We start from the raw sequence: 25,283 nt of genomic DNA, 5'->3' as shown, positions 1-25,283 counted from the left end.
CACTCCCACAGGGAAAAATTCAGGACGAATTTTTAGGTTGTCGGCGCCGGGAGCGCCTACAACCGGCCCGGACAGCGTCAAAGAACAAAAAGGGCTTTCTGGGCACTCTTTATCCCGATAAAGAGTGTCTGGCGCGCTTCAAACAATGCCAAGTAAGCCACCGAACTCAAGCGCGACATACCTCCGCTTCACCAGAAACCTCAGCCACAACGCCAGGCGGGAAACATGTTCCCGCCTCGTGATTGCACGTTTACCCCAGGGCTTTCACGATTAGAAATGACCAGAACGAACAGTCAAACCCCGAAGTCGAAATCAAAGGTTTGATAAAACGCATTGCCGGTATCGGCAACCAGCCAGAGCAAAACGACGACGTGATGCCCCTTCTTATGGTCAGGCAGTACCATTTGATGATGGGTTTTTGCCGGGAGTTCGTTGTCCCAGTAAGGGGCTTCCGGATAAATATTTTCATAGAAAGGTTTGGCTTCAAGCTGAGACCGGGAAATTGCGAAGTCCGGATTCCAGCCATCTTTGGTGATGAAAGCCACATACCCGCGGGTTTTATGGGCCATGGTATACGCCCACTCGATGTCGATAATTTTATTGGCGGGGACCGGAATCCGGGGCCAGACGGGTTTACCTTCCGCGATCAGTTCCCTGTCGGTGAGATTGAGTCTCTGACGTTCATCCAGACGACCACCACTGCAAATCAAGCCATCCGCAGGTGGCTGGTCGCTGGGGGAGTCGGTGGCTTCATACCGGTCAGGGCCGGCAGCCAGATCGGGGAAGTTCTTGCCGCCTTCCAGTTCGTTGACATGCCACTCCTGCAAACCCCACCAGCCTTGTTCTGCGGCAATGACACCGCGTGAAGGGGGGTTGATCACACGGCCGTGCTTTGGCGTGACGCTACTGACCTTGGGAGATTGATGAATCATAACGGATCGAGCCTCTTGTTGTTTGTATGGTGTCTCTCAGTTATAGATTGGATTGATTGGTATGCATCTGGTTTCTTTTGTTTTTACGGAAGTTTTGAAATCACTCGAAAGTCTGGCGAGTGGCGGATCTCGCCAGTGGCGGGTAAACAGGCACTGTGCTACCGGAGGAAGCACTTCTGCCTGTGTAGCACTTTCTTTCCTTGGCTATTGTTGGCAAATCTATAAAATAGCCCCTTCGTTTGTTGGGCGGAATATCACATTCTGCCCGGTGTCGCCAAATCCGGCGTACTGGCTGCTTTGCCGGACTGGCCGGACTGATGAAGGAAGAGTGCATGATCCGGAAGCTGACAGGCTGTCGTGACGTTTGGGGTGCCTGGATGCGCCGGCTCGGTGTCGGACTGTCTTTCTTCTGCACCTTCGGTGTGATGGCTGCACCAGATAGTCAGGTCATTATTGTCGGCGCGGATCACAACTATCCCCCTTATGAATTCATCAATGAAGACGGTGAGCCGGATGGCTACAACACCGAGCTGACCCTGGCGATTGCCGAACTGATGGGCATCAATATCGAGATCAAAATGGGAGCGTGGGATGAGATCCGCCGTCAGTTTGATCAGGGCGAAATTGATATCGTCCAGGGCATGATCCAGTCCAGCGCCCGGCAGGCGCGATACAGTTTTTCGCCGCCCCACGCCATCGTGCATCAGTCGGTCTTTGCCCGAAAGGGGAGCCCCTTCGTCGCCAGTCTTGAAGATTTGGCGGGTAAATCCGTGATTGTTCAGCGCAGCGGGGCCATGCACGATTATCTGAGCCATCAGCAGCCGGGTGCGAATCTGATCCTGGTGGATTCTCACGCCGACGGGCTGCGCTTGCTGGCCTCCGGTCAGCATGACTACGCGCTGGTGGCGAACCTGCCGGGTCTGTATACCGGCAAGGCGCTGGAGTTGTCGAATATCATTCCGGCAGGAAAACCTTTCGGTGCCCAGCATTACGGTTATGCGGTGCAAAAAGGCCATGAAGATTTACTGGCCCAGTTCAGCGAAGGGCTGGCGATTTTGAAAAATACCGGCCGCCAGCAGGCGATTTACGACAAATGGCTGGGCCCGCTGGAAGCGCCGGGGATCAGCTGGAAGAAACTGGGCATGGCAGCCGCCACCGTTTCCGCCCTTTTGCTGCTGGTGCTGGGGGGAATTATGATCTGGAACCGGGCACTGAGTCGGGAAGTGGCCCGGCAGACCAAAGCGCAGCAGCTCCAGCAGCAGCAACTGATCCAGGCCGATAAAATGACCTCGCTGGGGATTCTGGTCTCTGGCATGGCCCATGAAATCAATAATCCCAGCAGTTTACTGCTGCTGAATTTACCCATTCTCAAAGAGGCGTATCAGGATGCGGAAGACATTCTGGACGCTCATTACCAGCAGTACGGCGATTTCACCTTAGGCGGGCTGGCCTACAGCCGCATGCGGGACGAAATTCCCTCCATGCTGGATGATATGCAGGCGGGCACCCAGCGGATCCGCCGCATTGTCGATGACCTGAGGGATTTTGCCCGCCAGGAACCCAGTGCACTCAATGAAGTGGTGGATCTCAATCAGGTGACGGCGGCGGCGATCCGTTTGGTCGACAGCACTCTATCGGCATCGACCCATCACTTTTCGGTTGAATACGGCGATCCGCTGCCGTGTTTTGAAGGCAACGGCCAGCGTATTGAACAAGTGATCATCAATCTGATCATCAATGCCTGTCAGGCGCTGACGTCACAGCAACAAAGCATCAGGGTGACGACAGGTTTCAACCCGGCTGACAATTTGCTGATCCTGGAAATCTGCGATCAGGGGCAGGGCATCGACCCTGAGCATCTTCCTCATTTGAGTGATCCTTTCTTTACCACCAAGCGTGAGCAGGGCGGGACGGGCTTGGGGCTGTCTATCTCATTCAGCATAGTGAGTGAACATGGCGGCACGTTGAAATATGACTCTAGACTACAACAAGGCACCTGCGTGACGCTTGCGCTGCCGGCCTTGAAAGGGACAACTGTTTAATGAAGACAAATCGCTATCCTGCATTCGGTGTATTGCTGGTGGATGATGAACCGGCCTTTCTGCGCAGCCTGAGTATCGTGCTGGAGCGGCGGGGCGGCATCAACCATATTGTCCAGTGTCAGGACAGCCGCGATGCCATGGCCATTATCGAGCAGGAAAATATCGGCCTGGTGCTGCTGGACCTGACCATGCCGCACCTGTCCGGCGAAGTCTTGCTGCAGCAGATAAAGACAGAATTTCCTGAGGTCGGCGTCATTATTATCAGCGGGCTGAATCAGGTCGAAACGGCGGTCAACTGTATCCGGCTCGGTGCTTACGATTACTTCGTGAAAACCACAGAGGAAAACCGGCTGATCGAAGGTGTGAAACGGGCCATTTTGCTGCAGGAGATGCGCGAAGAGCACAACGCGCTGCGGCGCCGGTTTCTGACCGACACCCTGGAGCGGCCGGAGGCTTTTGGCGATATCATTACCCGTGATAAAGGCATGCGCTCTGTGTTCCAGTATCTCGAATCGGTAGCGCCGAGCAGCCAGCCTGTGATGGTGTGTGGCGAGAGCGGGGTTGGCAAAGAGCTGATCGCCCGCGCGCTGCATACCCTGAGTGAGCGTGCCGGGCCGCTGATCAGCGTGAATGTCGCCGGACTGGACGACAATGTGTTTGCCGACACCTTGTTTGGTCACCACCGCGGCGCGTTTACCGGCGCCGATAAACCCCGCGCCGGTCTGATCGAACAAGCGGCCGGCGGCACCCTTTTTCTCGATGAGATCGGCGATTTGAGCCAGGCCTCTCAGGTCAAGCTGCTGCGTCTGATCCAGGAAGGGGAATACTATCCCCTCGGCAGTGACAGGCCGAAACGTCTCAACGCGCGGATTGTGGTGGCCACGCATCAGAACCTGGTGCAGAAGCAACAAAGCGGCGAATTCCGCAAAGACCTGTATTACCGGTTGAAAACCCATCAGGTGGACATTCCGCCTCTGCGCCAGCGTCGTCAGGATATTCCTTTGCTGCTGGAGCACTTTTTACAGGAAGCGGCCGATGAGCTGGGTAAAACCAAGCCGACCATCCCGAAAGAGCTGCCGGTGCTGCTGGCAAACTATGCCTTTCCCGGCAATATCCGCGAGCTGAGGGCACTGGCGTATGATGCCATGAGTCAGCACCGCTCGCGCATGTTGTCCATGGAGGTGTTTCGCCGGGTGCTGGATCAGGACAATGACGTCAGTGAGATGGCTGCAGGAAACAGCCTGACGATGTTCGATCCGGAGCAGCCTCTGCCGACCCTGCAGGAAATGGGCGATTTGCTGATCCAGGAAGCCATGCGCCGGGCGGAGGGCAATCAGTCTCTGGCGGCGAAGTTTCTGGGGATCTCGCAGCCCGCGCTCAGCAAGCGACTGAAAAAATCTCAGCCGGAATAATCACCGCGCATCAGGCTTTACAGGGCCGGGCTGGCAGAACCCCTATAACCAAAGTAAAGGTTATAACTTTGTAAATAGTAAATAAGATTATGTTTTATAAAGAAAAGGCATGGGTTTTCCACTCGTGCCTATTCCTTTGGTTATACCCCTTCTTGAGTCGGTCTATTTCTCTTATTTTAATTTTTCTTATTAAAAACAATCGCTTGTCTTGTGTTTGGTGTTTGGCATCATGCTTGCATTAATCCTGCTCCTGTATGTATGGGCTCAGCCCATTCTGACGTGTAAACAATGACAGCTAAGCAGAAACGGGGATTCACCCGACTTCTGTCAATTGGATAAGGAAATAACATGGAACAAGCTCACGAGAAGCCAACCCCGAAAGGTATGTGGGGCGGACTCGCCTTATGGAAGAAAATTCTGGTCGGTATGATTCTGGGGGTCATCGCGGGCAGTCTGCTCGGCCCGGATGCAGAAATCCTCAAGCCTATCGGCACTCTGTTTATCAATGCCATTAAAATGCTCATCGTGCCTCTGGTGTTCTGCTCTTTGGTGGTCGGCGTGACCTCCATGCAAGATACCCGCAAGATGGGACGCATTGGCGCCAAAGCCATTGTGATTTACCTCTCGACTACCGCAGTGGCCATCAGTATCGGTCTTGGCCTGTCCAGTATTCTGGCACCGGGTGCCGGTCTGGAGATGACGGCAACAGCGGCGGCGGCCGACGCGAAAGAAGCACCGACCCTGGTTCAGACACTGCTCAGTTTAATTCCGAATAACCCTATCAGTGCACTGGCAACCGGGAACATTCTGCAAATTATCGTCTTCGCCCTGGGCCTGGGTGTGGCGCTGAACCTGTGTGGTGAGAAAGGCAAACCTGCCGTTCAGGTGTTCGAAAGTCTGGCCGAGGCCATGTACAAGCTGACTGAACTGGTGATGAAGCTGGCACCTTACGGTATCTTCGGTCTGATGGCCTGGGTGGCCGGTAAATACGGTCTGGAAATCCTGCTGCCGCTGTTTAAAGTGATTGCAGTGGCTTACATCGGCAGCCTGCTGCACGTGCTGCTGTTCTACCCGGCAGTGATCAAAGTCTTCGGTCGTCTTAACCCTATGCCTTATATCAAAGGTATCGCGACCCCGGCTGCAGTGGCCTTTACCACCACCAGCAGTTCAGGCACCTTGCCTGCCAGCATTAAATGCGCCCGTGAAGAGCTGGGTGTGTCTAAAGGCGTGTCCAGTTTTGTTCTGCCGCTAGGCGCGACCATTAACATGGACGGCACGGCGTTGTATCAGGGTGTGGCGGCGCTGTTTGTCGCGCAGGCCTTTGGTATTAACCTGGAATTTGCCGACTATGTTGCCATCGTGATGACAGCGACGCTGGCTTCCATTGGTACCGCCGGTGTACCGGGTGCCGGCTTGATCATGCTGTCGCTGGTACTGACCACAGTTGGCCTGCCAATGGAAGGTCTGGCGATTGTTGCCGGTATCGACCGAATTCTGGATATGGCGCGCACCACAGTGAATGTCTGTGGCGATCTGATGGTTGCTGTTCTGGTTGGCCGCAGCGAAGACGAGCTGGACACTGAAGTCTATAACCGCAGCACAGAGAAAACGACCCTGACGGCGAGCGAAGATATTGCTTAATCTTCTCTGAGCGCGCAAAGCGAGAAAGGCCAGCCGAACAAGGTTGGCCTTTTTTATACAGGCGGTTTTTTATACAGGTGGCTTTTTATACAGGTAAATAGGTTTTGTGGACAGAAAATGAGGAATATCGCGCAAGAGTTTGTGGGTTACACCGGGTAGGCGGTGCATTTTAAGTGCGATGGATAAAAGACAATATTCAGACCAGGATCATATTCCTGCCCATTGAGCGATCTCGCCAGAGTGCAGGCTAACAGGCTGCTTATACAGGTGTTTATTGGTTTCATGCACAAGCGATGCATAAAGTGCCGGTTATTAAGCATTCCGGGCTGATAAGAATAAATAGCCTTTTTTTGCAATCTCTTCAGCTATGCATTAATTGCATTGTTGCTTACTTTTATGCATTTCCCTTTGTCGCTCAAAACGACGATTGTATGAATCACTTAGCCGCCATAAGAAGCTGAAGATGGCTCGTATAAGCGGCGAAGTGGTATCTCTTTCCTACCCATGAGTTTAAGGTGACCGCTATGCTTGATACTGTCCAGCAAGTACGTATTGAAGAAGATCTGTTAGGCCAGCGCGAAATTCCCGCTTCTGCTTACTACGGCATTCATTCTCTTCGCGCTTACGAGAACTTCAATATTTCTTCAATGCGTATTTCCGACGTGCCAGAGTTTGTTCGCGGCATGGTCTTTACCAAGAAAGCGGCAGCCCGTGCCAATATGGAGCTGGGCAGCATTCCGTCGGAAGTGGGCAAGTACATTATTCAAGCCTGCGATCTGGTGCTGGAAACCGGTAAATGCATGGATCAGTTCATCTCTGATGTGTATCAGGGCGGCGCAGGTACTTCTGTCAACATGAACACCAATGAAGTGATCGCCAATATTGCGCTGGAGCTGAAAGGCCATGCCAAAGGCGAATATCACATCATTAACCCGAACGATCATGTCAACAAGAGCCAGTCGACCAACTGTGCTTACCCGACAGGCTTCCGTGTTGCTGTGTACAACAGCATTATCAAGCTGGTGGGTTCGATTGAGCATCTGCAGGCGGCTTTTGATGCTAAAAGCGCAGAATTCAGCGATGTGCTGAAGATGGGCCGTACCCAGCTGCAGGACGCCGTGCCGATGACAGTCGGACAAGAATTCCACGCCTTCAGTATCTTGCTGAAAGAAGAAATCAAAAACCTGAAGTATTCCGCGGCCTTGCTGCTGGAAGTGAACCTGGGTGCCACCGCGATTGGTACCGGCCTGAACGCCCCGGCTGGTTATCAGGAGCTGGCGGTGAAATATCTGGCAGAAGCGACCGGCCTGGACTGTGTACCGGCAGAAGATCTGATTGAAGCAACGTCTGACTGTGGCGCTTACGTGACTGTGCACGGCGCGCTGAAGCGTCTGGCGGTTAAGATGTCGAAAGTCTGTAACGATTTGCGTCTGCTGTCATCGGGTCCGCGTGCCGGTCTCAATGAAATCAACCTGCCGGAAATGCAGGCGGGTTCGTCCATCATGCCAGCTAAAGTAAACCCTGTGATCCCGGAAGTGGTAAATCAGGTGTGCTTTAAAGTGATCGGCAACGACACCACAGTGACTTTTGCGGCAGAAGCCGGACAGCTGCAGCTGAACGTGATGGAGCCGGTGATCGGCCAGGCCATTTTCGAGTCAATTGAACTGCTGAGCAATGCCTGTATCAATCTGGCGGATAAATGTATCTCAGGCATCAAAGTGAACCGCCAGATCTGTGAAGATTACGTCTTCAACTCTATCGGTATCGTGACTTACCTGAACCCGTATATCGGCCATCACGAAGGCGATATCGTCGGTAAGATTTGTGCTGAAACCGGTCGCAGCGTGAAAGAAGTGGCGATGGAGCGTGGCCTGCTAAGTGAAGAGGAGCTGAACGATATTTTCTCTGCTCAGAACCTGATGCGCCCGACCTATAAAGCCAAGCTGTACAGCTAAAAAAATGTAATAACTGAAAGAATATAAAGAACAATAAATAAAAGGTCTTGAAACCCTACATCCTTTACCTCCCTTGTTTGCAAGGGAGGTTTTTTTATTTCTGGGGGACAGTGATTGTCAGTCCCTGCTCATCAGGCCATCAATCGGGCTGATCTTACTCAGCGCACTCCAGATGGCTTCGCAGGTCGGATGGAGTCTGGAGTGATAACGGTAAATGTACAGATCCAGCGGCACAGGTTCCCGTGCGGTAAGTATCTGCAAACGTCCGGCGGCCAGCTCATCTTTGATGGCATAATCCGGTAACCAGCTGATGCCTTTCCCTTGCATCACCAGGGCCTTGATAAAATCTGTCATTGATGAGGTACAGACAGTATTCTGCGTTAATGTCCGGTTGGCGCGTTGCAGCGCCCGGCCCATATAACTTTCCGGGGTATAGTCCAGCGACGGCACGGCGGCATTGTCTGCGGGATCAAATAAGGGTTTACCGTGCTCATCGACCGCCGACACGCAATACAGGTAAGAGCGCCCCAGATAGACAGAACGGTAAGGCGCCACCTGCAAACTGTCCTCATAAAATGAAAACAGAAAATCGCATTTACCGTCGATCAGCTGTTTTACCGCGTCATCCACTTCATTGGCTACCACTGAAAGCTGAGTGTTTAAGGTCGGGTTAAACAAACAGGCATGCAGCTTAGGCAATACGCTTATCGCCATTGAGTGTGAGGAGCTGATCCGCACGGTATGACGCCCCAGAAATGAGCTGCCAGCCAGACGGTTCACTTCGTCATCCAACTGCTGAAGAATCGACAGCGCGGTTGTTTTAAACTGCTTGCCTTTCAGTGTCAGCTCGATGGGGGTTTTACTGCGATCGATTAAATTCAGCCCAAGTTCGGCCTCAAGGGATTTTATCCGGCGACTGAAAGCCGGCTGCGTCACATTGCGGACAGCGGCAGCATGGGAAAAGTTACGCAGTTCGGCCAGTGTCAGAAAATCCTGTAGCCATTTCGTTTCGATATTTTTCATTATTTAAGTGGCTGTTTTATCGAATAATAATTTGTATTTACGGTTCAAAAGGAGCCGTTGCCGAATAAGATTACCAAATCCATGATAATGCCTGCCATCTTTATCTGAAATCATTTTGGTTATGGCATTGGCTAAGAGGTCGTCATGATTAAAACGGCAGTCATGTTTCTCAATCGTCCTTCGTCAGGATCATGGCACGACCGGCCTGGATAGAATAATGTAGATTATGTGTGGTGTTGCACTTTATGCTGGGAACCAGATGCCAAAAGCGCTATCCAAGAAGATGATTGAATAGAAGGAGATAAACGGATGTTAAAGCCTTTATTGTTAAAGCCCTTAATGTTAACAGTGGCTGCGGTCTTTTCAGTGGCGTCCTTGCCGGTTTTTTCAATGGTAACGGAAGAGGCCAAACGGAGTGATGGTTCGGAGATTACCTATTACCTGACCGGGCGTGACAGCGACCGTTTATTGGTGTTGATTCAGGGTTCAGACTGCAACAGTGTTTTTCATAACAACAATATCAATGACAATTTTAGTCAGGTGATGGCAGGTGCCGACATTCTGACGGTAGAAAAATACGGGATTGATAACGGGCTGAGCTGGAATACCGATCCGCAGCGGACGGACTGTCCTGACACCTATCTGAAACAGGATTCTCCGTTACAACGGGTGGATGATTACCTGACGGTGCTGGATAAACTGGATCAGGATAATCGGTATGCCCAGATTATCTTGCTGGGGGGCAGTGAAGGGGCGTTGGTGGCGAATTTGCTGGCCGCGAAGAGTGACAAAGTGACCGCTGTGGTAGCGCTGAATGGCGGTGGGCGTTTTTTCATTGATGACGTGCTCTACAATATGCAGTCGCAGATGCCAGCGCAGGCTTTCAGCGAAGCGGAAAAAGGGTTCAGACAGTTTTCTGAAGCCGTGATACAGAGTAACGGGATGGACGTTGCTGTCAGTGGGCACGGTTTCAAATGGTGGAAAGCCATGCTGACTGCTGATCAGCAGCAGATACTGCAGGCGGTTGATGTCCCGGTGCTTCTGATTCAGTCGGAAGAGGATACTAATGTGGATCCGCACGCTTTCGAATCTATGGTCAGGGCATTAAAGAAAACCGCCCCCCACATCCAGCCACATACCTATGCTGGCCTTGATCATGCTTTCAATGATGCACAGGGCCAGAGCCAGGTTGAAGGCGTGCTGGCAGATATCAAAACCTGGATTGGTGGCAGGGTGCAATCAGTGAACTAAAGCGCACAGCTTCATGTCTAGCGCTGATAAAGCTGCCAATACGATTAACTGGTTATGGATAAAATCATTGTGCAGGTGTGATTGAAAACGCTATAAACAGCAAACCAGATCAATATCGAAACAGGAAGTTGGGTCCCCGATGAAAGTACATTTTTTAGAAGACAGCTGGCCAGACAGTCACGGTGTGGCAGAGCATCAGGACGTTCCCTCAGTGCTGGATGTGTTGCTCCAGTTGCGCCCGCAGTACGACAGCGCCGCTTTACAGGCGCAGATCACCAAGCAGATGGCGCAGGGCTATCAGGTGGTTTACGTCAAGTCGGGCGAGCAGGTGATGGGTGTGGCTGGGTTTGTGGTGTCAGAAAAGCTGGCCTGGGGCAAAGCCATTTATGTGGATGATCTGGTGACAGCTGAGCAACACCGCAGCAAGGGGGTCGGCGAATGTTTGATTGACTGGTTGAAAGCGTACGCAAAGGCGCAGGGATGTCAGCAACTGCATCTGGACTCGGGCGTGCAGCGCTTTGCGGCGCATAAGTTTTATCTGCGCGAAGGGTTTCATATTGCCAGCCATCATTTTTCGATGACAGAGATAAAGTAAAGCCGAGAACAACGGAAACTTTCGCTTCCGTTGTGTTTTTCTGAAATTACAGGCTTGCCAGAATGGTTTCTGCCTTGCTGACTTCAAATTCTTTCGGCGCTTCGACGTTCAGTTGTGTGACCACACCGTTGTCGATGATCATCGCATAGCGTTGTGAACGCAGGCCGCCGAATGTCGCGGTGTCCATCTCCAGACCCAGCGCTTTGGTGAAGCTGCCGTCACCGTCTGCCAGCATCATAATTTCTGAGGCATTTTGTGCTTCGCCCCAGGCTTGCATCACGAAGGCATCGTTGACTGACACGCAAGCAATGATATCCACGCCTTTGGCTTTCAGTTGATCAGCCAGCACCACATAACCTGGCAGGTGAGATTCCGAGCAAGTTGGCGTGAAGGCGCCGGGAACCGCAAACAACACCACTTTCTTGCCTGCAAACAGTTCTGCTACGTCATGGTTGACCATGCCGTCTTTGGTCAGTTCACCCAGGGTAGCGGCTGGCAGAGTCTGGCCTTGTTGAATCATGGTATTTTCCTTTCGTTTTTGGAGTTCAACTCAGTCTAGTCTCAATTGGTGCTTATAAACACTGAGAAATAATAGGGGTATCAGGGAATAATTTGCAGTCTGATCAGAAATATATGCAAAGATGACAGTCATTTAAGGGCTATCTGTTGAGGGGCTGTATGGCACTTGTTGTGAGGATGCAAACAGCATCTTGATTTGAAGGAGCCTGGGGAGATGAATATTTGTATGCGATGTTAAGCGCTGATTTTCATTGCCGGTAAACAGAGATGAAACAGCCAGAAAAGGGGCTTCTTTTCTGGCTGTCGGAGAACTGATTTAGTCAGCTTTTTTCACCCGGATTTTGCTCTTGGCAAGCAGTGTCTGGTTCAGGCTGGCTATTGCTGCTTTGGCTTGGTCCTGATCCGGCATTTCGACGAAAGCGAAGCCTTTGGAATGGCCGGTTTCCTGATCTAACACCAAAGTGCACTCTGTGACTTTGCCGTGTTCAGAAAACACTTTACGGATGTCTTGCTCAGTGGTTGAACGAGAAAGGTTACGAACTAAAAGTTTCATGATGGGTCGTTTTATTTGAAATGACCGCAGCATTCTCTCAGCTTACCGACCAGAGTGAAAGTAATACTTTGGCGCTGAGGCATTGTCTCCATGCCGGATGGCGAAATATTCTGTATACTCTTCCCCGTTACCAACACTGCTACCGAAGAAAAGCTTATGACCCGCGAACAACCGAATAACCCCCTGCACGGTCTTACCCTGGAAAAAATCTTAACCCAATTGGTTGATCATTATGGGTGGACGATTCTGGCGTGCGAAATCGATATTAACTGTTTTAAAAATGACCCTTCCATTAAATCGTCACTGAAGTTTTTACGCAAAACGGACTGGGCGAGAGCAAAAGTGGAAAAGTTATATATTTCAACGTTCAGCTGATTTCAACGTCAGGGAGGCATTATGCCTCCCTGATGGTTTCTGTTACCTGCTCATCACTGCTGCCAGGATTTCAGCAGTTCAGCGTATTTGATGGTCACGCCTTTGGGCTTCTCGTTAGCCAGCTTGGCTTTCGGTGCGCCGGGTTGGGCCAGCCAGTAGGCGGCATCTCTTGGCTTATTGAGTTTAGGGCCACATTCCCCCTGCACATTGGCACGTTCCAAACGTTCCAGCACCCGATCCTGTGCGGTTGCCAGCCCGTCCAGTGCCTGCTGCGGGGTTTTCTCGCCATTCGCTGCTTCGGCTATGTACTGCCACCAGAGCTGAGCCAGCTTCGGATAGTCAGGCACATTGGTGCCGGTTGGCGTCCACTGAACCCGTGCCGGGCTGCGGTAGAATTCAACCAGACCGCCAAGCTTAGGCGCCGCTTCTGTCATGATGTCAGTGTTGATGTCTGACTCACGAATCGGGGTCAGGCCGACCAGGGTTTTCTTCAGCGACACGGTTTTAGCTACAGTGAACTGGGCATATAACCAGGCGGCTTTGCGGCGCTCGGGATCGGTAGCTTTCATCAGCGTCCATGAACCGGCATCCTGATAGCCCAGTTTCATCCCTTCTTCCCAGTAGGGGCCTTTGGGCGATGGGGCCATACGCCATTTAGGCGTGCCATCCGGATTGACCACTTCCAGCCCGGGTTTGGTCATATCGGCCGTGAAAGCGGTGTACCAGAAAATTTGCTGCGCGATATTGCCTTGTGCGGGAACCGGGCCTGCTTCAGAGAAGGTCATGCCCTGGGCTTCAGCGGGCGCGTACTTGTTCAGCCATTCGACATACTTGGTGGTGGCATAGACAGCTGCCGGGCCATTGGTTGCACCGCCCCGCTCGACGCTGGAGCCAACCGGACGACAGCCTTCCACCCGAATGCCCCATTCGTCGACGGGTTTACCGTTCGGCAACCCTTTATCCCCTGCGCCCGCCATGGAGAACCAGGCATCGGTGAAGCGCCAGCCAAGCGACGGATCTTTTTTACCGTAATCCATGTGGCCGTAAACGCGTTTGCCGTCGATTTCTTTCACATGCTCGGTAAAAAACTCAGCAATGTCTTCGTAGGCCGACCAGTTGACCGGCACGCCTAAATCGTAACCATAGATCTCTTTGAACTGTTTCTGCAGATCTTCGCGTTCAAACCAGTCGGCCCGAAACCAGTACAGGTTGGCAAATTGCTGATCGGGCAGCTGATAGACCTTGCCGTCCGGCCCTGTGGTAAAGCTCAGGCCGATAAAATCGTCCAGATCCAGCGTGGGCAGGGTAACGTCTTTCCCTTCCCCTGTGATGTAATCGCTGATCGGAATGACCTTGCCGTAGCGAAAGTGGGTACCAATCAGATCGGAATCATTGATATAGGCGTCGTAGATACTGCGGTTCGACTGCATTTCGGTCTGCAGTTTTTCCACCACATCCCCTTCCTGAATCAAATCATGGGTCACCTTGATGCCGGTGATTTCCTCAAAGGCTTTTGCCAGCACTTTTGATTCATACTCGTGGGTGGTGATGGTTTCAGAAACCACTTTGATTTCCATGCCACGGAAGGGTTTGGCAGCTTCAGTAAACCAGGCCATTTCTTTCATCTGATCGTCTTTGCTGAGCGACGACTGCGCAAACTCATCGTCAATCCATTTCTTCGCCGCATCGCTGTATTGATCAGCCAGTGCAGCCGGCGAAAGCAATAAGCTGATGATCAGCCCCAATGTAGTCGGTTTAGGTACAAAGCGTGTGCGGTTCATGCGTGAACTCCTTAGTTTTGTATTATCCCCAACGCAGCAAAATGGCCAGCCAGAACACAGATAGCGTAAACGGTATCCAGATGGACAGGTCAGTGATGCCAAGGAAGAGCAGGTGGATATAGGCACTGCTGAGCAGGCCGATAAACAGTCGATCTCCCCGGGTTGTGCTGATCGGCAAAAAGCCTTTGCGTTCAACACAAGGTTTGAGGATCTCGAAGACGGTCATCGTCAGCAAGATGCTGGCGATCGCAATAAAGAACAGTGCACTGGGCAGGGTCCAGGCCATCCAATTCATGGGTCTCTCCTTTCCGGTCTCATGCTAAACACGGCCAAGGGCAAAGCCTTTGGCGACATGGTTGCGAACAAACCAAATCACCAGCAATCCGGGAATGATCGTGAGTACACCAGCTGCGGCAAGCACGCCCCAGTCAATGCCGGAGGCACTGACAGTCCGGGTCATGGTGGCAACGATCGGCTTGGCATTGACGGAGGTCAGGGTGCGGGCAAGCAGCAGTTCGACCCAGCTGAACATGAAACAGAAGAAGGCGGTGACCCCAATCCCCGAGCGGATCATCGGCAGAAATATGCGGACGAAAAAGCGCGGAAAGCTGTAGCCGTCAATATAAGCAGTTTCGTCGATTTCTTTCGGCACGCCCGACATGAAGCCTTCCAGAATCCACACCGCCAGTGGCACGTTGAACAGGCAGTGCGCCAGTGCAACGGCAATGTGGGTGTCGAACAGCCCGACAGAGGAATAAAGCTGAAAGAAAGGCAACAGGAACACCGCCGGCGGCGACATACGGTTGGTGAGCAGCCAGAAGAACATGTGCTTGTCGCCAATAAAGCGGTAACGCGAAAAGGCATAGGCAGCAGGCAGGGCGACCAGCAGAGAAATCACGGTATTCATTGAAACGTAAGTCAGCGAATTGATATAGCCGCTGTACCAGGAGGGATCGGTAAAGATCACTTTGTAATTGGCCAGGGTAAATTCAGTGGGCCAGAAGGTCAGTCCGCCGAGAATCTCTTCATTGGTTTTGAATGACATCATCAGCAGCCAGTAAATCGGCAGCAGCAAAAACAGGATGTACAGCAGCAAAATGAGCGTTTTACGCTTATGCATGATTATTTCTCCTTATCCATGACTGTCATTGAGGTGTAGAACAGCCAGCACACCAGCAGGATGATCAGGAAATAGATAATGGAGAACGCCGCGGCAGGGCCGATATCAAACTGTCCTACTGCCATTTTGGTCAGGGTTTGCGACAGAAAAGTGGTGGCGTTACCTGGGCCGCCGCCGGTCAGTACAAAAGGCTCGGTGTAAATCATGAAGCTGTCCATAAAGCGCAGCAGCACACCGATCAGCAGCACATTTTTCAGCTTGGGCAATTGTATATAGCGGAATACGGCCCAGTTGGAGGCCCGGTCTATTTTGGCGGCCTGATAATAGACATCGGGAATAGCGCGTAAACCGGAATAGCACAGTAGCGCGACCAGTGAAGTCCAGTGCCAGACGTCCATCACCAGTACAGTGACCCAGGCATCGACCGGGTTGGATGCATAGTTGTAGTCAACCCCGATACTGCTCAAAAACCAGCCGAGCAGGCCGATGTCGGCCCGGCCAAATATTTGCCAGATGGTGCCGACCACGTTCCAGGGGATCAGCAGCGGGATTGCGAGCACGATCAGTACCAGTGATGCTTTGATCCCTTTGCTCGGCATAGTGAGCGCGACGAGAATGCCGAGCGGAATTTCGATCAGCAGCACGCAGGCCGAATAGATAAACTGACGCAGCAGTGAATCATGCAGGCGTGAGTCATTGAGAATTTCTTTGTACCATTCACTGCCAACGAAATAGGCGGTGTTCTGATCGAAAATATCCTGTATCGAATAATTCACCACTGTCATTAAGGGAATGATGGCGGAAAAGGCCACCAGCAGAAAAACGGGTAATACCAGCCACCATGCTTTGTTATTGTCGGTTTTATGCTGCATTGTCGCCGCCTCCCAGCTCGTCTTTACCACCGTTTTCACTGTCTTCGCCGACCAGATACTCATCGATATACAGCTTCAGCCACCGGCTGGGAAAATTGATCCAGCCTTGGTGCGCCGGTACTGGCGAGCCTTCGGCAAGCCGGATTTTGACCGGGGTATCTGCCAGCATGACGGTGACGATTTTGTAGGTGCCCAGATCTTCGGTATGGGTGACAGTAACGGCGAAACCGGCCTCTTTTTGTGTGTCCCGCAATTGAACAAACTCAGGGCGTATCCCGACTTTGATATTCTCTGACTGGGTGTGAGACAGGGCGAGTTGCTGGCTGGCGCTCAGGGCAATCGGTAATCCGTTGAAAGCGACTTCTGTGGGCTCTTTGCTTCTTGTTACCGGCAGTAAATTCATGCCAGGGCTGCCGATAAAGTAGCCGACAAAGGTATGGTTAGGCTGCTCAAACAGTTCGCGTGGCGTGCCAAACTGGACAATGGCGCCGTCGTACATCACGGCAATTTTGTCGGCAAAGGTGGCCGCTTCCAGCTGGTCGTGGGTGACATAGACCATAGTGATATTGAACTGTTCATGGATTTGCTTGAGTTTTCGCCTCAGCTTCCATTTCAGGTGCGGATCTATCACGGTCAGCGGCTCGTCGAACAAAATGGCCGAGACATCATCACGGACCAGGCCTCGTCCCATCGACACTTTCTGCTTTTCATCGGCATTGAGGTTGCGGGCTTTTTTGTCGAGCACCGGCGTCAGTTCCAGAATCTCGGCAATTTCCTGCACTTTACTGCGGATTTTTGCTGCCGGTGTTTTCATGTTACGCAGCGGGAAGGCCAGGTTGTCAAACACTGTCATGGTGTCGTAAATGACAGGGAACTGGAAAACCTGGGCAATGTTGCGATCCTGCGGCTCCAGGCCGTTCATCGTCTGACCATTAAATTTTACCGCACCCTCCGAGGGGGTCAGCAGGCCGGAAATGATATTGAGCATGGTGCTTTTCCCGCACCCGGACGGGCCAAGCAAGGCAAAGGCGCCGCCGTCTTCCCAGACATGGTTCATCCGGCGAATGGCGTAATCCGCATCGCTGGCAGGGTGCGCCGAGTAACTGTGCGCTAATGATTCCAGACGAATTTCTGCCATTATTGTTTCTCCCAACCTGAACGGGCGGCCTGTATCAGCTGCCGTTCTTTTGAGAACACATAAAGCTTGTGGGTTGGCACATAAATATTGATACGGCTGTCGACCGCGTATTCATGCACGCCGGGAAGGTGCAGCACCATGGACAACTCCCGGTTGGACACATGGAGAAAAGTTTCACTGCCGCTGATTTCGGCCAGCTCGACATCCACCGCCAGCTCAAGATCGTCATCGTTGTTCGGCACTAAGGTCAGGTGATTCGGCCGGATGCCGAAGACATAGTGATCGGGCGGCAGGTCGTTTAAGTCATCGTTCAGGGCAAAATGAACGTGTTCGGAAAAAGACACATTGTCCGCGCTGATTTGCCCTTTGATCAGGTTGATCGGCGGTTCGCCGAACAGCTCAGCGCAGGTCACACTGGCCGGATTGTGGTAGACCTCAGAGGTCGGCCCCGACTGAATGATTTCTCCTTCATGCATGAGTACTACATTGCCCCCCAGAGCGAGGGCTTCATTGGGTTCAGTGGTGGCATACACCGCGATGGTATTGCGGGAGGCAAACAGCTCCCTCATTTCCTGCCTTAATTCTTCGCGCAATTTGTAATCAAGATTGACCAGAGGCTCGTCGAACAAAATGATGTCGGCATCTTTGACCAGCGCACGGGCCATGGCGGTACGCTGTTGCTGACCGCCGGATAATTCAAGCGGGTAACGTTTAAGGAAATCTTCAATATGCAGCATTTTGGCGGTCTGCATCACACGCGCATCAATCTGTGCTTTGGGCAGCTTTTCCAGTTGCAGCGGGGAGGCGATGTTTTCGTAAACCGTGAGATTGGGGTAGTTAATGAATTGCTGGTACACCATGGAAATATTGCGCTCGCGGACGGGAATGCCCGTTACATCCCGGCCATTGAAAGAAATGTTGCCAGAGGTGGGTTTATCCAAACCCGCAATCAGCCGCATCAGGGAGGTTTTTCCAGCCAGCGTGCGGCCCAGCAATACGTTAAAAGAGCCAGGTTCAAGTTCGAGGCTGGTATCTTTTATCCAATCGAGCCCGTCTACCGTGCGGGTGATCTTGTCCAAAATGAGCGACATGTCTGTTCTGGCTCCCTGTGTGTTACTCACCAGTACTACGCTAAAAATGTGCCACATTTTTTTAACATCTTGGTGTGTTAGCTATCCTTATGATTAACATGATATTTTGTCTTTATTGCTTTGTTTGTGATTCGTTAACAACATGTTGGATATGTTGATTGTTAACATTGTGTGAACAATAGTTAACGTTCAGGAATGTGTGTGTTTGGGCTGGCTGCGGCCAAATAGCCATGAGAGCGGGAAGCAAAGGTCGGACATGGATAACAGATTGCAAAGCGATGATCGCCTTGTCTGCGAATCCTGGCAGCGTTGCCGGGATTACGGATTGGACAGTCATCAGGCCCCTGAATTAACCATTGCCACTCCCTTGCACTGGCAGCAGAAACGACAGCTGGCAGAGGTGATGGTAGCTGTCACCCGCGAGAAGGTGTTACCCGGTTTTCAGAGCATGCTCGCCAACAGCAGCAGTTTAGTCATCCTCACGGATCATCAGGGGTATTTGCTGGAGCGATGGGGGAATCCGTCTTTCATGCAGCAAATGGCACCGGCATTATTTGAACCCGGGGCCTGCTGGCAGGAAAAAGTGATAGGTACCAATGCGATTGGCACAGCCTTGCACACGCAGCAGATTACCGACATCCGCCGCGATGAGCATTTCCTGCTGCAAAACCGTTTTATGAACGCCTCGGCATCGCCCATTGTGGATCCCCATCGTCAGACTGTGGGAGTGCTTAACGTCTCCAGCGATGCTTACCTGCCGACGACCCAGGTACACGGCATGGTGAAAGTCATGTCCCAGGCGATTGAAAATCAGCTGATTCTTGCCGCTTATGGCCAGCATTTCTGGCAATTCGTCTTCAACACCAGCCCTGATAATCTGGGCAGCCAGTGGGCCGGACTGCTGGTGTTTGATTTTCAGGGACAAATTGTGTCAGCCAATCGCCGGGCTGATTTGTTGTTAGGGAAGCCATTGGCGGGCATCACCATAGACATGGTGGCCGGTATGTCCCTGCAGGCGCTGATGGCAACACAGCAGGACGCTACGCTGACATTCAGCGGACTGACGTCTTTTCCGCTGTTTGCCCGGATAAACGCCCCGGCTGAACCGTCTGTGATTGCGCCAACTGAAATTACCTTTCCCCGAGACGCCGCTTTGGAAACACCACAGTGTGAGCCCTCACTGACGGATTTGGATACGGGCGATAAACAGATGGCGAAAGCCGTTCATCAGGCGATGCGTGTGCTTAACCGTGATATTCCCTTATTGATACACGGCGAAACCGGCGTGGGAAAAGAGCGTTTTGTGCGCGCTTTTCATGCCTCTTCGCATCGGGCTGCGTTTGAGATGGTGGCCGTCAACTGTGCCGCGATTCCTTCCGAGCTGGTGGAGTCCGAGTTGTTTGGCTACGTCAAGGGTGCCTTTACCGGTGCCAACCCCAAAGGCAGCATGGGCCTGATCCGTGGTGCCGATAAAGGCACGCTGTTTCTGGATGAGATTGGTGATATGCCACTTGCCACTCAGGCCAGGCTGCTGCGGGTGCTGCAGGAAAAGCGAGTGACACCTTTAGGCAGCAGTGAAAGCTATCCGGTGGATTTTCAGCTGGTCTGCGCCACCCATCAGTCACTGCGTGATGAGATCAAAAACAAACTGTTTCGTGAAGACTTGTATTACCGGATCAACGGCCTGACTGTGGCTCTGCCTGCCCTGCGTGACAGACAGGATATGGCGCAGGTTGTAGTGTCTGTGCTTGATGAAGTCTGTGACGGTGATCGCCATGTCACTGTCAGTGACGAGGTCATGCAGCTGTTCGACTCACACAACTGGCCCGGCAATATTCGCCAGTTACACAATGTGCTGCGGGTCGCTACTGTGCTGGCGGCAGGCAAGAACATTGAGCCCCAGCATTTGCCGGATGATTTCTTCTGGGATCTCAAAGGGGTCGCCCGCATCGCCGACGACATTGATGACGAACTGCTGGAAGAGGACTGGCAAACCGCGTTGCCGAAAGTGTACCTGGCACTGGGCCGCAATGTGAGTAAAACCGCGGAAGCCATGAGCGTGAGCCGCAATACTGTCTATAAACGCTTGAAGCAACTGGGCTTGTGGCATGATGGCTGATCAGCATCAGCCCTGTAATTGCAGTATGATTGTGGCTGTCAGTTTTTGAACAGGGTAAATAACATGTACATCGGCGCGGTATCCAAGCGGACAGGGTTGTCAGTCAAGGCCATCAGATTGTATGAAGACATGGGCCTGATTCGCGTTCCGCTTCGTCAGGGTAACTACAGGGTATATACAGAGACGGACGTCGAGGTGCTCCAGCTTATCAAAGAGGCCAAGCAACTTGGCGTGACCCTGAACCGGCTGAAAGGCGTGATACGCTACCGGGATGGTGACGTGGACTGGGATCGTATCCATTGTTTCTTGCTTGATGTCAGGCAGCAACTGATCGCAGAGCACGCATTGCTTGAACAGAAAATAACACGCGTGGACTTATGTCTCCAATCTATGGATAGCTGCCCGCAGACAGCTTGACTCTGCCCTATAGGGGAGGCCTTACACTCATGATGATTCTGGATAACAAGGAACTATCATGAGCAAAAACATTCTTTTACTGAATGCCAATCCCAAAGCGGAAAGCTTTGCCAAGTGCCTCGCGGATGCGTATGACATTGAAGCGCGAGAGCACAGTAGCGTGCGTCGTCTGAACCTGTCGGAAATGCACTTCAACCCCAGTCTTGACTCGGGTTACGATGCGGTTCAGCCGTTAGAGCCCTGCCTTCAGCATTTCCAGGAATCCCTGCGGTGGGCCGAACATATCGTGATCGTGTCACCTGTGTGGTGGGGCGGGCTACCCGCTAAATTTAAAGGCTTAATTGACCGAACTTTGTTGCCGGGATTTGCTTTTCAATTTGAAGGTGATAGCCCGGAGCCGGTGCAGTTGCTGACAGGAAAAACGGCCAGGATCATCCTGACCATGGATGCTCCGCAGGACTTTCTGACGGTACAGGCAGCCCCGGTTCTGGCACAGCTGGATCAGTTTACGCTGCAGTTCAGTGGCGTCAGCGCAGCAGACACCAGCTTGTTCGGCTCGGTGATACTGTCATCGGAAGCAGAGCGTGCCGAGTGGGTTGCGACAGCGAAAAGGTTGGGTTCGCAAGGCGTGTAACCGCGGTGTTGAGGTAAAGTGGGCGGGCATTTGCTGCCCGCCATGTTGGTGATGTTGCAAGCCGCTGTCTGAAAAAGCAAGTTGCGGGTACTCAGGGCGCGATGAAAGCTTCATTAGCGAATGCGCGGTGTAATAAAACGATAAAATCACTGGTATCAGAGAAATATGTTGAATTAATCTTGGAAATTGCGATACCCGGTGTCCAGGAATTCATGACAGCGGCAGCCTGAAAACAGAGCAAGTTGGTTTCCGTGATATCTTGCTCTTGCTGTGGTATCTGCATTGCGTCCAGCTGACGCTGCACTATCTGCATTGTGGTTCCATACAGCTTTGCACCCTTGGGCCAAATCACAGTTTCACCGTCCCAAAAGGCGAGATTCCAGATACTCGCTTCAGTGAGCCGGCCCTGGCTATCCGTGAATATGGCGTCATTGAATCCTTTGTTAACCGCTTGACGCATCAAATGGGTTTTTGCAATTTCACCGACATGCTTAATGGAAGGCAGCATTCGTTCATGAGCAAAGGTTTTCATGGTTAAAGGGCCTTCGGGACCGTCACTGGCTGCAGACTGGCGAATCAGTATGTTTAACCTTGAGTCATCCTCACGGGGAGTAAACTCTCCGCTGTCAGAATATACATAAACCATCAGAGATGTATTGTTCTCTCCGGACCGTAAGACGTCGCGAATCTGATTAAGAATGGCACCTTCACTTAACGATTTTCCAAATACATAGTGTGAGGCTTGTTGCAGGCGTTCAAGGTGCAGGTCGAGTCCCCGAATTTTTCCGTTGCGCACTTGCATGGCAGTAAAGTGGGCATGACCTGCAAACGTCAGCGCTGACAATTGAGATCCGGTAGCCAGCTGCCCATTGATGACGGCTGTATCTTGAGTTGGCATGAGTCTCCTTGCCTCCATAAGCGTGAATTTATTGATTGAAAGAAGCTGAATGCTGGGAAGAATATTGATTTATTGCGTCGGGAAAGAGAAACAAGTATTACTTGAACCTGCATTTGATAATTTTTGAAGATGAATGATCAGTAAAGTTATACCGGGAACCAGAGCCCTGCGGATATTTGTTGCAGCGGGAAAGCATTTAAATTTCTCAGCAGCGGCAAAAGAAATCAGCCTCACACCTGCGGCGGTGAGTTATCAGATAAAGGAAATGGAAGAGCAACTGGGTTTTTCTTTATTTAAAAGAAACAGCCGTTCCATTCAATTGACTCCTGAGGGGAGTATATTGTTTACCGCTGTTTCTGAATCTCTCGATAATATGGAACAGGCACTCGGCTATGCCAGAAGGATTAACAAGCCTAGCTCGCATCTAACTTTGTCAGTCGGCGCCAGATTTGCCACATACTGGCTATTACCTAAACTTGGAGAATTTAAACAACTGAGGCCAGATTTATCGATAGCGTTAGACATCACGGATGACGTCAGAGATTTTGATCGCGATGGTATTGATATGGCCATTCGGTTCGGTAATGGCCGCTATCCTGATTGTGTGGCAAATAAGCTGTTTGAAACGTCAGTCGCACCTGTCTGTAGTGCCGAATTTTTAGTACATCATCAGGACATAAATAAACCAGAAGATCTTCTCAGTTTGCCGCTAAGTTATGTTAATTGTTCGGTAAACGGGCAAACCTGGCCTGACTGGAAAATGTGGATGAGCCAGGCAGATATCAATGGATTTGATAATAGCCAGAGTATTGCGTTCTCTGATCTCAACCATGTGATCCAAGCGGTTCAGGATAATGTCACTGTGGGCTTGGTTGAACCTATACTTGTAGCAAACCAGTTATCGCAAGGGTCATTCGTGCAACTGTTTGATCTGACAATGAAACTACCCGATGAGTTTGCGTATTACTTTGTTTATCCGAGCAGAAGTGAGAAAGAAAAAGCAGTGGCAGATTTCCTCAGTTGGTTATTTACTGTCATTGAGAGTCATCACGAAAACATCAGGTCTCTGCAGCGTGAGTCCATTGTGGTAAAAAATTCCTGTTAAACTCAGTAGATAAATTACCTGAATGCCAAGGAGGCACAATGCAGCAGCGACAGGACAGAATCGGCTTTGCGGTGCTGGGAGTGTGTATTTTACTCGGGCTGGCTCTGCTGGGCTATTTGCTTGGTCATGCTGCACTGAGCTATAAACAGCTTGATCGCAGTGTGACGGTCAAAGGGTTATCGGAAAGAGAATATCCGGCCGATATCGTGATATGGCCGATTCAGTACAATGTCGCGAGTAATGATTTAACCGAGCTGTATCAGATGCTGGATGGTCAGACATCGCAGATCCGATCTTACCTGCGCGGCAATGGCATAGGCGCTGATGAGATTTCTGTCTCCACACCGGCGATCACGGATAAATCCGCCCAGCAATATGGCAGTGATGTGCAGGCGCAGTACCGCTATACCGCGATGCAGACCGTCACTGTGTACTCCACCCATATTGATGCGGTACGTAATGTGATGGGTTCGCTCTCTGAGTTGGGTAAACAAGGTATCGTTTTCACTGGCGATGCCTATCAGACCCAGACCGAATACATTTTTACCCGCCTGAACGCCATTAAACCTGAGATGATCGAAGAAGCCACTCGCAATGCCCGTGAAGTGGCGCAGAAATTTGCTTCAGATTCCGACAGCACGCTGGGAAAAATCCGTAAAGCCTCGCAGGGCCAGTTTTCAATCAGTGCGCGCGATAAAAATAATCCTCATATTAAAAAAATCAGAGTGGTCTCGACGGTCGAGTACTATCTGTCTGATTAAGTTATTTGATACAAGGAGGAAAGATGAAAACAGCATTAGTCACCGGCGGTAGTCAGGGAATCGGACTCGAAACGGTATTGCGTTTGGTGGCTGCAGATTATCAGGTCATTACCTGTTCCAGACGGGCATCTGTCTGGCAGCGGCAGGTTGCACAGTATCCGCAACTCAGTTCCGTGGACTACCATACGGTGGATATTGGCGATGACTCGCAGCTGAATCGCTTGTTTGCACATATTCAAGAGACATACGGCAAGCTGGATCTGGCTGTGAATAATGCGTCGCCTGAACTGGCTTCTCGCGGTCAATTTGCTGAAGTTGCCCCATCAGCACTGCGCGATACATTGAAGCAGGATTTCTGGGCTCAGGCCGTGTGTCTGCAACTGGAGCTTCAACTCATGCAATCCGGGGCTGCGATTGTAAACCTCAGCTCTGTGAATGGATTGCGTCCAACCCCCAACGCTGCGATGTACAGTGCTGCGAAACATGCCATTGAAGGATTAACCCGTTCGGTTGCACTGGAGGCGATTCAGCAGGGAATTCGCATCAATGCTGTTGCGCCCGGTGTCACCTGGACACCCCGTTGGAAGGCCCGAGAAACAGCCGCACCCGGCACCCGGACAGAGGTCTCCGCTGTTGTACCACTCAAACGCTATGCTGAATCTGCTGAGGTGGTTGAGGCCATCCTGTTTCTTCTGTCCGACAAAGCCAGCTATATCGTGGGGCACACGCTGGTCGTAGATGGTGGATTGAGTTTGAGCTGAAGGGAATCTGATTGTTGTCGTTTTTAATGCCAAAGTAATCAGCAAATTTTTTTGCTGATTACTGATCTGATCCACTAACTCTGGACACTTAGCTAAGCACTGTTCTTCAATTCAAAATTCTCAGGGCTGAGATAGCCAAGCGAACTATGCCTTCTGGTTTTGTTGTAATCAACTTCAATGTATTCAAAAACGGTCTGACGCATGGTTTCCCTGTCCATGATTGGCTCGTACTGGATGGCTTCAACCTTCAGCGAATGGAAAAAGCTTTCCGCACAGGCGTTGTCCCAG

25 protein-coding genes are annotated in these 25,283 nt (G+C 51.6%); 13 read left to right on the top strand and 12 right to left on the bottom strand.

Annotation, left to right across the window (positions count from 1 at the left end):
* Window positions 1-293 precede the first annotated feature (293 nt).
* On the bottom strand, window positions 294-932 hold the full coding sequence (locus P0Y67_RS18630; RefSeq protein WP_342393102.1) for a lytic polysaccharide monooxygenase auxiliary activity family 9 protein: 639 nt from the start codon (window positions 930-932) through the stop codon (window positions 294-296).
* A gap of 332 nt (window positions 933-1,264) precedes the next feature.
* On the opposite strand from P0Y67_RS18630, the gene P0Y67_RS18625 reads away from it, so the two are divergent.
* The 4 genes from P0Y67_RS18625 to aspA all read left to right on the top strand — a co-directional run bounded on the left by P0Y67_RS18625 (window position 1,265) and on the right by aspA (window position 7,982).
* Window positions 1,265-2,974: a transporter substrate-binding domain-containing protein gene (locus tag P0Y67_RS18625; protein ID WP_342393101.1), complete on the top strand. Its 1,710-nt coding sequence runs from the start codon at window positions 1,265-1,267 to the stop codon at window positions 2,972-2,974.
* Complete coding sequence (locus P0Y67_RS18620; RefSeq protein ID WP_342393100.1) at window positions 2,974-4,386, top strand: sigma-54-dependent transcriptional regulator; 1,413 nt, start codon at window positions 2,974-2,976, stop codon at window positions 4,384-4,386. Before P0Y67_RS18625 ends, P0Y67_RS18620 begins: the two co-directional genes overlap by 1 nt.
* Window positions 4,387-4,734: 348 nt before the next feature.
* Window positions 4,735-6,027 (top strand): dicarboxylate/amino acid:cation symporter, encoded by a 1,293-nt coding sequence (locus P0Y67_RS18615; protein ID WP_027250717.1) that lies wholly within the window; start codon window positions 4,735-4,737, stop codon window positions 6,025-6,027.
* 524 nt (window positions 6,028-6,551) lie between these two features.
* On the top strand, window positions 6,552-7,982 hold the full coding sequence (aspA, locus tag P0Y67_RS18610) for an aspartate ammonia-lyase (protein ID WP_342393099.1): 1,431 nt from the start codon (window positions 6,552-6,554) through the stop codon (window positions 7,980-7,982).
* Window positions 7,983-8,099: 117 nt separating this feature from the next.
* Here aspA and P0Y67_RS18605 read toward each other — a convergent pair whose 3' ends face one another.
* A complete protein-coding gene (locus P0Y67_RS18605; protein ID WP_161457066.1) occupies window positions 8,100-9,005 on the bottom strand; it encodes a LysR substrate-binding domain-containing protein in 906 nt (301 codons plus the stop codon).
* 309 nt (window positions 9,006-9,314) lie between these two features.
* Between P0Y67_RS18605 and P0Y67_RS18600 the strand changes: the two genes are divergently transcribed.
* Window positions 9,315-10,256: an alpha/beta hydrolase gene (locus tag P0Y67_RS18600; RefSeq protein WP_342393098.1), complete on the top strand. Its 942-nt coding sequence runs from the start codon at window positions 9,315-9,317 to the stop codon at window positions 10,254-10,256.
* Between the two features lie 139 nt (window positions 10,257-10,395).
* On the top strand, window positions 10,396-10,851 hold the full coding sequence (locus tag P0Y67_RS18595) for a GNAT family N-acetyltransferase (protein WP_342393097.1): 456 nt from the start codon (window positions 10,396-10,398) through the stop codon (window positions 10,849-10,851).
* A gap of 46 nt (window positions 10,852-10,897) precedes the next feature.
* On the opposite strand, the gene P0Y67_RS18590 is transcribed toward P0Y67_RS18595, so the two are convergent.
* Together P0Y67_RS18590 and P0Y67_RS18585 are read right to left on the bottom strand one after the other, a co-directional pair.
* Window positions 10,898-11,371 (bottom strand): peroxiredoxin, encoded by a 474-nt coding sequence (locus tag P0Y67_RS18590; protein WP_161443922.1) that lies wholly within the window; start codon window positions 11,369-11,371, stop codon window positions 10,898-10,900.
* A gap of 315 nt (window positions 11,372-11,686) precedes the next feature.
* The gene (locus P0Y67_RS18585) at window positions 11,687-11,923 is read right to left on the bottom strand and encodes an RNA recognition motif domain-containing protein (RefSeq protein WP_342393096.1); all 237 of its coding nucleotides are present in this window, start codon (window positions 11,921-11,923) and stop codon (window positions 11,687-11,689) included.
* A 156-nt stretch (window positions 11,924-12,079) separates the two neighbouring features.
* Between P0Y67_RS18585 and P0Y67_RS18580 the strand changes: the two genes are divergently transcribed.
* Window positions 12,080-12,298, top strand: a complete 219-nt coding sequence (locus P0Y67_RS18580) for a VF530 family protein (RefSeq protein ID WP_027250724.1) — start codon at window positions 12,080-12,082, stop codon at window positions 12,296-12,298.
* A gap of 53 nt (window positions 12,299-12,351) precedes the next feature.
* Here P0Y67_RS18580 and P0Y67_RS18575 read toward each other — a convergent pair whose 3' ends face one another.
* Genes P0Y67_RS18575 through P0Y67_RS18550 form a run of 6 tightly spaced genes read right to left on the bottom strand, consistent with a single transcriptional unit; the run spans window position 12,352 to window position 18,300 of the window.
* On the bottom strand, window positions 12,352-14,079 hold the full coding sequence (locus P0Y67_RS18575) for an ABC transporter substrate-binding protein (protein WP_342393095.1): 1,728 nt from the start codon (window positions 14,077-14,079) through the stop codon (window positions 12,352-12,354).
* Window positions 14,080-14,101: 22 nt separating this feature from the next.
* Window positions 14,102-14,374, bottom strand: coding sequence for a DUF2160 domain-containing protein (locus P0Y67_RS18570; RefSeq protein WP_342393094.1), 273 nt, complete (start codon window positions 14,372-14,374; stop codon window positions 14,102-14,104).
* 24 nt (window positions 14,375-14,398) lie between these two features.
* Entirely contained in the window at window positions 14,399-15,199 is an 801-nt protein-coding gene (locus tag P0Y67_RS18565) for a carbohydrate ABC transporter permease (RefSeq protein WP_237796105.1), read from the bottom strand.
* A 2-nt stretch (window positions 15,200-15,201) separates the two neighbouring features.
* Window positions 15,202-16,071 (bottom strand): carbohydrate ABC transporter permease, encoded by an 870-nt coding sequence (locus P0Y67_RS18560; RefSeq protein ID WP_342393093.1) that lies wholly within the window; start codon window positions 16,069-16,071, stop codon window positions 15,202-15,204.
* Window positions 16,061-17,209 carry an ABC transporter ATP-binding protein gene (locus P0Y67_RS18555; RefSeq protein ID WP_342393092.1) on the bottom strand — a complete coding sequence of 383 codons (1,149 nt, stop codon included), beginning with the start codon at window positions 17,207-17,209 and terminating at the stop codon, window positions 16,061-16,063. The genes P0Y67_RS18560 and P0Y67_RS18555 overlap by 11 nt, the downstream gene beginning before the upstream one ends.
* Window positions 17,209-18,300, bottom strand: a complete 1,092-nt coding sequence (locus P0Y67_RS18550; RefSeq protein WP_342393091.1) for an ABC transporter ATP-binding protein — start codon at window positions 18,298-18,300, stop codon at window positions 17,209-17,211. The genes P0Y67_RS18555 and P0Y67_RS18550 overlap by 1 nt, the downstream gene beginning before the upstream one ends.
* A gap of 256 nt (window positions 18,301-18,556) precedes the next feature.
* On the opposite strand from P0Y67_RS18550, the gene P0Y67_RS18545 reads away from it, so the two are divergent.
* From P0Y67_RS18545 to P0Y67_RS18535, 3 genes are all read left to right on the top strand, one after another.
* Window positions 18,557-20,419 (top strand): sigma-54-dependent Fis family transcriptional regulator, encoded by a 1,863-nt coding sequence (locus P0Y67_RS18545; RefSeq protein ID WP_342393090.1) that lies wholly within the window; start codon window positions 18,557-18,559, stop codon window positions 20,417-20,419.
* Window positions 20,420-20,482: 63 nt separating this feature from the next.
* A complete protein-coding gene (locus tag P0Y67_RS18540) occupies window positions 20,483-20,836 on the top strand; it encodes a MerR family transcriptional regulator (RefSeq protein WP_342393089.1) in 354 nt (117 codons plus the stop codon).
* Window positions 20,837-20,894: 58 nt separating this feature from the next.
* Window positions 20,895-21,470, top strand: coding sequence for an NAD(P)H-dependent oxidoreductase (locus tag P0Y67_RS18535; protein ID WP_342393088.1), 576 nt, complete (start codon window positions 20,895-20,897; stop codon window positions 21,468-21,470).
* 91 nt (window positions 21,471-21,561) lie between these two features.
* On the opposite strand, the gene P0Y67_RS18530 is transcribed toward P0Y67_RS18535, so the two are convergent.
* Window positions 21,562-22,368 (bottom strand): aminotransferase class IV family protein, encoded by an 807-nt coding sequence (locus P0Y67_RS18530; RefSeq protein ID WP_342393087.1) that lies wholly within the window; start codon window positions 22,366-22,368, stop codon window positions 21,562-21,564.
* A 133-nt stretch (window positions 22,369-22,501) separates the two neighbouring features.
* Here P0Y67_RS18530 and P0Y67_RS18525 point away from each other — a divergent pair, with 133 nt between their 5' ends.
* The 3 genes from P0Y67_RS18525 to P0Y67_RS18515 are packed head-to-tail and all read left to right on the top strand — an operon-like array spanning window position 22,502 to window position 24,995.
* Window positions 22,502-23,473 carry a LysR substrate-binding domain-containing protein gene (locus P0Y67_RS18525; protein ID WP_342393086.1) on the top strand — a complete coding sequence of 324 codons (972 nt, stop codon included), beginning with the start codon at window positions 22,502-22,504 and terminating at the stop codon, window positions 23,471-23,473.
* Between the two features lie 38 nt (window positions 23,474-23,511).
* A complete protein-coding gene (locus P0Y67_RS18520) occupies window positions 23,512-24,234 on the top strand; it encodes an SIMPL domain-containing protein (protein WP_342393085.1) in 723 nt (240 codons plus the stop codon).
* Between the two features lie 23 nt (window positions 24,235-24,257).
* Window positions 24,258-24,995: an SDR family NAD(P)-dependent oxidoreductase gene (locus P0Y67_RS18515; protein WP_342393084.1), complete on the top strand. Its 738-nt coding sequence runs from the start codon at window positions 24,258-24,260 to the stop codon at window positions 24,993-24,995.
* A gap of 92 nt (window positions 24,996-25,087) precedes the next feature.
* On the opposite strand, the gene P0Y67_RS18510 is transcribed toward P0Y67_RS18515, so the two are convergent.
* A partial coding sequence (locus P0Y67_RS18510; protein ID WP_342393083.1) for an IS3 family transposase occupies window positions 25,088-25,283 on the bottom strand: 196 nt, incomplete at its 5' end.

The organism is Photobacterium sp. SP02, from assembly GCF_038519165.1.
Classification (GTDB): Bacteria; Pseudomonadota; Gammaproteobacteria; order Enterobacterales; family Vibrionaceae; genus Photobacterium; species Photobacterium halotolerans.
Note: the sequence above shows the minus strand (reverse complement) of the source record. Positions and strands in the feature narration are given on the sequence as shown.

Coding starts and splice junctions, on each gene's coding strand:
- P0Y67_RS18630 (WP_342393102.1), bottom strand. CDS start 932: ATGATTCATCAATCTCCCAAGGTCAGTAGCGTCACGCCAAAGCACGGC.
- P0Y67_RS18515 (WP_342393084.1), top strand. CDS start 24,258: ATGAAAACAGCATTAGTCACCGGCGGTAGTCAGGGAATCGGACTCGAA.
- P0Y67_RS18535 (WP_342393088.1), top strand. CDS start 20,895: ATGAGCAAAAACATTCTTTTACTGAATGCCAATCCCAAAGCGGAAAGC.
- P0Y67_RS18600 (WP_342393098.1), top strand. CDS start 9,315: ATGTTAAAGCCTTTATTGTTAAAGCCCTTAATGTTAACAGTGGCTGCG.
- aspA (WP_342393099.1), top strand. CDS start 6,552: ATGCTTGATACTGTCCAGCAAGTACGTATTGAAGAAGATCTGTTAGGC.
- P0Y67_RS18580 (WP_027250724.1), top strand. CDS start 12,080: ATGACCCGCGAACAACCGAATAACCCCCTGCACGGTCTTACCCTGGAA.
- P0Y67_RS18555 (WP_342393092.1), bottom strand. CDS start 17,209: ATGGCAGAAATTCGTCTGGAATCATTAGCGCACAGTTACTCGGCGCAC.
- P0Y67_RS18620 (WP_342393100.1), top strand. CDS start 2,974: ATGAAGACAAATCGCTATCCTGCATTCGGTGTATTGCTGGTGGATGAT.
- P0Y67_RS18525 (WP_342393086.1), top strand. CDS start 22,502: ATGATCAGTAAAGTTATACCGGGAACCAGAGCCCTGCGGATATTTGTT.
- P0Y67_RS18560 (WP_342393093.1), bottom strand. CDS start 16,071: ATGCAGCATAAAACCGACAATAACAAAGCATGGTGGCTGGTATTACCC.
- P0Y67_RS18550 (WP_342393091.1), bottom strand. CDS start 18,300: ATGTCGCTCATTTTGGACAAGATCACCCGCACGGTAGACGGGCTCGAT.
- P0Y67_RS18530 (WP_342393087.1), bottom strand. CDS start 22,368: ATGCCAACTCAAGATACAGCCGTCATCAATGGGCAGCTGGCTACCGGA.
- P0Y67_RS18585 (WP_342393096.1), bottom strand. CDS start 11,923: ATGAAACTTTTAGTTCGTAACCTTTCTCGTTCAACCACTGAGCAAGAC.
- P0Y67_RS18605 (WP_161457066.1), bottom strand. CDS start 9,005: ATGAAAAATATCGAAACGAAATGGCTACAGGATTTTCTGACACTGGCC.
- P0Y67_RS18595 (WP_342393097.1), top strand. CDS start 10,396: ATGAAAGTACATTTTTTAGAAGACAGCTGGCCAGACAGTCACGGTGTG.
- P0Y67_RS18520 (WP_342393085.1), top strand. CDS start 23,512: ATGCAGCAGCGACAGGACAGAATCGGCTTTGCGGTGCTGGGAGTGTGT.
- P0Y67_RS18570 (WP_342393094.1), bottom strand. CDS start 14,374: ATGAATTGGATGGCCTGGACCCTGCCCAGTGCACTGTTCTTTATTGCG.
- P0Y67_RS18540 (WP_342393089.1), top strand. CDS start 20,483: ATGTACATCGGCGCGGTATCCAAGCGGACAGGGTTGTCAGTCAAGGCC.
- P0Y67_RS18545 (WP_342393090.1), top strand. CDS start 18,557: ATGGATAACAGATTGCAAAGCGATGATCGCCTTGTCTGCGAATCCTGG.
- P0Y67_RS18565 (WP_237796105.1), bottom strand. CDS start 15,199: ATGCATAAGCGTAAAACGCTCATTTTGCTGCTGTACATCCTGTTTTTG.
- P0Y67_RS18575 (WP_342393095.1), bottom strand. CDS start 14,079: ATGAACCGCACACGCTTTGTACCTAAACCGACTACATTGGGGCTGATC.
- P0Y67_RS18625 (WP_342393101.1), top strand. CDS start 1,265: ATGATCCGGAAGCTGACAGGCTGTCGTGACGTTTGGGGTGCCTGGATG.
- P0Y67_RS18590 (WP_161443922.1), bottom strand. CDS start 11,371: ATGATTCAACAAGGCCAGACTCTGCCAGCCGCTACCCTGGGTGAACTG.
- P0Y67_RS18615 (WP_027250717.1), top strand. CDS start 4,735: ATGGAACAAGCTCACGAGAAGCCAACCCCGAAAGGTATGTGGGGCGGA.